Source organism: Rhodobaculum claviforme, assembly GCF_016653255.1.
Taxonomy (GTDB): Bacteria; Pseudomonadota; Alphaproteobacteria; order Rhodobacterales; family Rhodobacteraceae; genus Rhodobaculum; species Rhodobaculum claviforme.
Genome location: NZ_NHSD01000301.1, coordinates 1 through 6,610, shown reverse-complemented (window position 1 = coordinate 6,610; position 6,610 = coordinate 1). Strand labels below are relative to the sequence as shown.

The window sequence follows — 6,610 nt, the reverse complement described above, 5'->3', positions numbered from 1 at the left end:
CCCCGGCACCCGCCAGCCGACAGCCCAGCCGCGCCAGCACCGCCTCCAGATCTGGCACCAGCGCCTCCTGCCGCACCCGGAGGGCACGCCCGGCGGCGATGTCGCGGGCCAGCCGCGCGCGGTCGGAAAACCAGTGGCTGTGCGGCTGGGCCACATGCTTGATCGCCCCCATCGCCGCGCGTGCCGCCGCCTGCTCGGCGGTGTCCGCGCTGTCGAGGGCCTCGGCCAGGTCGTTGGCGGTGGCGAAGCGGGCAAAGGCTGCGGCCTCGGCCCGGCTCCAGGGTCGATGCGAGGGCGGACGTCCCATGCGCTGGCGGCTGGCAAAGCCGCTGGCGAAGCGGCGCACCGGGTCACGGGTGCAGAAGAGGAACCGCGCCCCCTCGGGCAGGTGGCAATGTCGGATGTTGTGGCCGAAGGGGACGAACAGCACCGGCTGCTGCACGAACAGGTCGGGGTCCTTGAGCACCCGCTTGACGAAGGTGCCGCCGGTCTTGCCGATGTGCAGCATGAACACGGGCGCGGGCACCGCCCCCGGATGGCGGCGGCGATACCGGCGCGCATAATCGAGCTGCCGCAGCCAGACGATGGCCCGCATCAGACCGGGCTCTCGTCCTCGAAGTCGTCCCAGCGCAGCTGCCGGTTGCGTGTGACGGCATGTTTCAGCCGCCGCCCCAGCACCCGGTCGAAGTCATGCCCCGGGATCTCGCCCGAGCCGGGACGGCGCGCCCAGATGTCAGCCTCGGCCACCACATGGCCTGCGGGCAGGTCGCGGTCGGCCACCACGCTGGCGCGGGCAAAGGCATAGACCGCCTCCTCCGGCGCGGTGCGGCGCTTGTCGTTGGCCAGCGCCACCGCGACCTCGGCCGAGCGATCCACCAGCCAGCGCAACTCCGCCGGGTCCATGGAGCAGGAGATGTCCGGCCCGGGGCGGTAGCGGGTGTCGGTGAAGTGCCGCTCGATCACGCGGGCGCCCAGCGCCACGGCCGCCAGCGCCATCCCCGGCCCGATGGAGTGGTCCGAGAACCCCACCACCGCCCGCGGAAACGCCCGCTGCAGTGCGCCGATCCCCTGCAGCGAGACGATTTCCGGCGGCGAGGGATAGAGGTTGGTGCACTCCAGCAGGGCGTAGTCGACCCCCGCCTCCTCCAGGATCGCGACCGACGGCGCGAGCGAGTCGATCGTCTGCATCCCCGTGGACAGGATCACCGGGCGCCCCATCCGCGCGATATGGCGAATCAACGGCAGATGGTCGGCCTCGCCCGATCCGATCTTGAAGGCGGGCACGCCGATGTCATGCAGGAAATCCGCCGCCGCGCGCGAAAACGGGGTGGAGAGGTAGATCAGGCCGAGGCTCTCGGCGTGGGCCTTCAGCGCGATCTCGTCGTCGGGCGACAGCGCGCAACGCGCCATCACCTCCCAGATCGACACGTCGGCATTTGGCGGAAAGATTGCCTTGGCCTCGTCGGTCATCTCGTCGTCGAGGAAATGGGTCTGGTGCTTGACGCATTCGGCCCCGGCGCTGGCGGCCAGGCTGACCATGCGCCGGGCGACATCCAGATCACCGCCATGGTTGATGCCGATCTCGGCGATCACCAGCGGGGGGGCGGGCGGCAGCAGCGAGCGGTGGGCGATCTTCACGGGCGGGTCCCTCCGGTTGGTGGCGCCCCCTGCCCTGCCCCGCCCGGCCGCGCGATGCAAGCGCGCCGCTCAGCGCGGGGCGGCGGCACGGACCAGCCGGTCGTTGATGGCGCGCCCCAGCCCGTCGTCGGGGACCGGGCGCACGGCGATGCGCCCGCCGGGACCGGCCAGCGCGTCGGCGCGGCGCAGCAGCGCAAACAGGCCCGCCGCCGCCTGCGTCAGATCCCCCCCGGGCGACAGGTTCAGCCGGTGCGCGGCCTGCGCCGCGGTGGCCGGATCGGGACCGAAGCCCAGCCAGACCTCGTCCGGCGCCGGGCCGTCGGGCGCCAGCCGCAGGCGCGCGTCGGGCGCATAGTGCGACGCCAGCATTCCCGGCGCGGCGGGCGTCGCCCCCGTGGCGGCCTGCGCCAGCGGCGCGCCCAGCACCTGTGCCACCGCCTCGGCCGGCAGGCCGCCGGGGCGCAGCAGCACCGCCGGTCCGCCCGTCAGCGCGACGATCGTGCTCTCGACCCCCACCGCACAGGGGCCCGCGTCGAGCACCGCATCGATGTGGCCCGACAGCCCCTCCAGCACATGCGCGGCCGTCGTCGGGCTGATGCGCCCCGAAGGGTTGGCCGATGGCGCGGCGACCGGCACCCCCACCCGCGCCAGCAGCGCGCGCGCCACCGGATGCGCGGGCACCCGCACCGCCACCGTCGCCAGCCCCGCACAGGCCAGATCGGCCACTCCGGCATCCGCCCGGCGCGGCAGCACCAACGTCAGCGGCCCCGGCCAGAACGCCGCCGCCAGCCGCCGCGCGTCGGCGTCGAACACCGCCACGCGCGCAGCCGCCGCAAGATCGGGAACATGCAGGATCAGCGGGTTGAACCGGGGCCTGCCCTTGGCGGCGAAGATCAGCGCCACGGCACGGGCATCATCGCCCCGCGCGCCCAGGCCGTAGACCGTCTCGGTCGGGAACGCCACCAGCCCGCCGCCCGACAGCAGCGCTGCGGCCCGGTCCAGCCCCGCATCATCGGGATCAAGGCACAGCGTGGTCGGCATCGAATGCCCCGCCGGGGTTGAGGATCGCGGCCGGGCCGCTAGGGTTGGCGGGCTGATACGCGCGCACGGCCCGGCTGCCAAGGCGCGATCGGCAAGGGAGGGAACCACCATGACCTATCGCGCCCCGCTGGCCGACTTTCACTGCCTGCTGACCCATGTCGTCGATTTCGCCGCCGTGGCCGCCACCGAACGCTTCGCCGAGGCGACGCCCGACACCGTGGGCGACATCCTCGGCGGCGCCGCACGCCTGAGCGAGGAGGTCCTCGCGCCCTTGCAGCGTGTGGGCGACCTGCATCCCGCGCGGCTGGAGGGGGGCCGCGTGCACACGCCGCCGGGCTTTGATGCCGCCTGGCGCGCGGTGGCCGACGGCGGCTGGCTGGGCCTGTCGGCGCGCCCCGAAAGCGGCGGCATGGGCCTGCCGGTGACGCTTGCGGTCTGCGTGCAGGAAATGATGGCGGGCGCGTGCCTGTCGTTCCAGCTGGGCCCGTTGCTGACCCAGGGCCAGATCGAGGCGCTGGAGCATCATGCGGACCCCGCCTTGCGGGCACTGGTGCTGCCCCGTCTGGTGTCGGGCGACTGGCTGGGGACGATGAACCTGACCGAGCCGCAGGCGGGCTCGGACGTGGGCGCGCTGCGCACGCGGGCCGAGGCGGTCGGCGACGGCACCTACCGGCTGACCGGGCAGAAGATCTGGATCTCGTGGGGGGACAACGACTTCACCGCCAATGTCAGCCATCTGGTGCTGGCGCGGCTGCCGGACGCCCCGCCGGGGCCGCGCGGCATCAGCCTGTTCCTGGTGCCACGCGATCACCCGGACACCGGTGCGCCCAACGGCGTGCAGGTCGTGGGGCTGGAGGAGAAGATGGGCCTGCACGGCTCGCCCACCGCGACGATGGCCTATGACGGGGCGGTGGGCTGGATGGTGGGGGCGCCGGGCGGCGGTCTGCGGGCGATGTTCACGATGATGAACAACGCCCGCCTGGGCGTCGGCGTGCAGGGCATCGGCCAGGCCGAGGCCGCGCTGCAGCTGGCCGGGCGCCATGCGGCCGACCGGGTGCAGGGGGCGACCGGGCCGGGGCGGTCGGCCAGCATCCTCGGCCACGCCGACGTGCGCCGCATGCTGGCGGTGATGCGCGCCGAGGTGTTCGCCGCGCGCGGCATCGCACTGGCGACCGCCGTGGCGATCGACCGCGCCACCGCCACCGGCTGCGCGGCGCAGACCGCGCGCGCGGGCTGGCTGACACCCATCGCCAAGGCCTTCGGCACCGACACCGGGGTGGATGTCGCGGGCATCGCCATGCAGGTGCAGGGCGGTGCAGCGTATGTGGAGGCGACGGGCGCCGCGCAGTACCTGCGCGATGTGCGCGTGACCACGATCTACGAGGGGACCAACGGCATCCAGGCGATGGACCTCGTGGGCCGCAAGCTGGCCGATGGCGGAGCCGCCGCGCGTGCGATGCTGGAGGCCCTGCGCTCCGAGACCCTGCGCTCCGAGACCGGGGGCACCGACGCGCTGTCCACCGCACAGGCGGCGGCGGTGGAGCGTCTGGCCCACGCGACCGAGGCGATGATCGCCACCGATGCGGACGCGCGCGGCGGCGGCGCGGCGGCCTTTCTGCGCGGCTGGGCGCGGGTGCTGGGCGGCCATGTCCACCTGCGCGCCGCCCGCGCCGAAGGGGGCGCCCGCGCGGCCTTGGCGCGGGTCTACATGCAGCGCTGCCTGCCCGAGGCCTTTTCCGCGCTGGCCGAGGCCGAAGCCGGCGAGGACGATCTGTTCGCGCTGGACGACGCCGCGCTGTCGGGGGTGGCGGGCGCGCCGCTGGCCGGGGCGGCCTGAGGGATGGCCGACGGCGCGGACCGCATCAGCCACCCCTTCCCGCAGCCCCCCGCCCCCGGTGCCGCGCTGGAGGTCGCGCCGGGCATCCTGTGGCTACGCCTGCCACTGCCGATGCGGCTCGACCATGTGAACGCCTTTGCGCTGGCCGATGACGATGGCTGGACGCTGGTGGACACGGGCTTTGACACCCCGCCCACCCGCGCGGCATGGCAGGCGGCGCTGGCCGGGCCGCTGGCGGGGCGGCCCGTCGCGCGCGTGCTCGTGACCCATCACCACCCCGACCATGTCGGGCTGGCGGGCTGGTTCCAGACCCACCACGGGGCCGAGTTGTGGATGCCCCGCACCGGCTGGCTGTTCGCGCGGATGCTGAGCCTCGACATCCAGGAGCGCCCGGCCGACGCCACACTGGCGTTCTGGCGGGCCGCCGGAATGACCGCCACGGAGCTTGCGCACCGCGCCGAGGCCCGCCCGTTCAACTTTGCCGATGTCGTCCACCCGATGCCGCTGGGATTTCGGCGGCTGGAGGACGGCGCCACGATCCGGCTGGCGGGGCGCGACTGGGACATCCGCTTCGGCGATGGCCACGCCCCCGACCACGCCACGCTGTGGAGCCGCGACGGCGCGCTGGTGCTGGGCGGCGATCAGCTGTTGCCGGGGATCTCGCCCAACCTCGGGGTCTATGCGACCGAGCCGGGCGCGGACCCGGTCGGGGAATGGATGGACAGCTGCCGCAGGCTGGCCGCCCATGCGCGCCCCGACCAGCTGGTGCTGCCGGGCCACAAGCTGCCGTTCACCGGACTGCCGCTGCGGCTGGCGCAGCTGATCGACAACCACCACGGGGCGCTGGGTCGGCTGCGGGCGCATCTGGCCACGCCGCGCACGGCGCTGGAGTGCTTTCCGGCGCTGTTCAGGCGCGAGATCGGCGCGGGCGAGCTGACGCTGGCGCTGGTGGAGGCGGTCGGGCACCTCAACCATCTGGCGCGGACGGGACAGGCGACCTGGGAGCTGCGGGCCGACGCCGCCCGGCTGTGGCGGGCGGTGCCCCCGGGCGAGGGCGCTGCGGGCCGCAGTGCTGCGGGCCTGGGTGCGGCGGGTTAGGGTGCGGCGGGCCGGGGCGCCGCCAGACGCGGCGCGCGGCCAAGCGGCAGGGGACCGACGCTCAGCCAGCCGTCACGGGCCACGACAGGCACCGACACCACGCCCGGCGCGGGGCCGTCCTGCGCCAGCGCGTCGAGGACGCGCAGCCATGTCCGGGCGATCTCGGGGTCCAGCAGGCCGAGGGCGGCGGCCAGCGCCACCAGCGGCGCCCAGCCCTCGGCCTCCAGGGTGATGCGGCCCTCGGGGTGGCCGTCGGGCGTGAGTTCCATCCGGCCCGCGCCGCGCAGACGGACATCGCCCCACTCCAGCGTCAGCGCGTCCAGCGCCAGCCATTCGACCGGATGCGGCGCGCGGGGATCGGCCGGCGCCGGCCCGAACGCCGCCGTTGCGCGCAGGTCGACCCGTGTCACCGGCCCGTCGGGACGCGGCGCCAGATCCCCGGGCCAGTCGAGGCCCGCGGCATCCAGTCCCGCCAGCCCGACCGCCAGCGTCATCTGCGCATCCGTGCGGCGCACCCGCGCCTGCCCCTCGGCCAGCGACAGCACGAGGTCGGGGTCCGGGCCGACAGCCTCCAGCGCGCGCAGATCCAGATCGACCGCCTGTGCCGCGCCCGCCCGCAGGCGCGCCACCCCCTCCAGCGCGGCGCCGCGCAGCGCGATGTCCGTCGTGCCAAGGGTCAGCACCTGCACGCCCTCGAGGGCGAAGTCGACCCGCCGGGGGGCCCATGCGGCGGCACCGGCGCGCAGCCCTTCGGCCCGCCAACCCGCCGCCTGCTGCGGATCAGACAGACGCGGCGCCTCCAGCGTCAGCATCAGGCGTGCGGGAAACCCCGCCACCGAAAGATAAGCATAGCCGCTCTCCAGCCCCTCGGCGGCGGCCTCGGCAAACCAGGTTTCTGCGGCACGCTCCAGACTGCGGGCGGCGACGAACCAGATGGCGGCCCACAGCGCGACCGCCACCCCCAGCACCCCCAGCCAACCGCGCCACCTGCCCACC

At 74.7% G+C, this 6,610-nt stretch carries 6 protein-coding genes; 2 read left to right on the top strand and 4 right to left on the bottom strand.

The window, feature by feature from the left end; genetic code table 11:
- The 3 genes from CCR87_RS13955 to CCR87_RS13945 all read right to left on the bottom strand — a co-directional run.
- The coding region (locus CCR87_RS13955; protein WP_201158150.1) for a hypothetical protein at positions 1 to 595 on the bottom strand (595 nt) is incomplete at its 3' end.
- Entirely contained in the window at positions 595 to 1,638 is a 1,044-nt protein-coding gene (locus CCR87_RS13950) for an N-acetylneuraminate synthase family protein (protein ID WP_201158149.1), read from the bottom strand. The genes CCR87_RS13955 and CCR87_RS13950, both read right to left, overlap by 1 nt.
- Before the next feature lie 69 nt (positions 1,639 to 1,707).
- Positions 1,708 to 2,679 (bottom strand): L-threonylcarbamoyladenylate synthase, encoded by a 972-nt coding sequence (locus CCR87_RS13945; protein WP_201158148.1) that lies wholly within the window; start codon positions 2,677 to 2,679, stop codon positions 1,708 to 1,710.
- 109 nt (positions 2,680 to 2,788) lie between these two features.
- Here CCR87_RS13945 and CCR87_RS13940 point away from each other — a divergent pair, with 109 nt between their 5' ends.
- Positions 2,789 to 4,516: an acyl-CoA dehydrogenase family protein gene (locus CCR87_RS13940; protein ID WP_201158147.1), complete on the top strand. Its 1,728-nt coding sequence runs from the start codon at positions 2,789 to 2,791 to the stop codon at positions 4,514 to 4,516.
- A gap of 3 nt (positions 4,517 to 4,519) precedes the next feature.
- The gene (locus CCR87_RS13935) at positions 4,520 to 5,614 is read left to right on the top strand and encodes an MBL fold metallo-hydrolase (protein ID WP_201158145.1); all 1,095 of its coding nucleotides are present in this window, start codon (positions 4,520 to 4,522) and stop codon (positions 5,612 to 5,614) included.
- Here the strand turns inward: CCR87_RS13935 and CCR87_RS13930 are convergent.
- The coding region (locus tag CCR87_RS13930; RefSeq protein ID WP_201158143.1) for a DUF2125 domain-containing protein at positions 5,611 to 6,610 on the bottom strand (1,000 nt) is incomplete at its 5' end. The two genes, CCR87_RS13935 and CCR87_RS13930, sit on opposite strands and share 4 nt — an antisense overlap.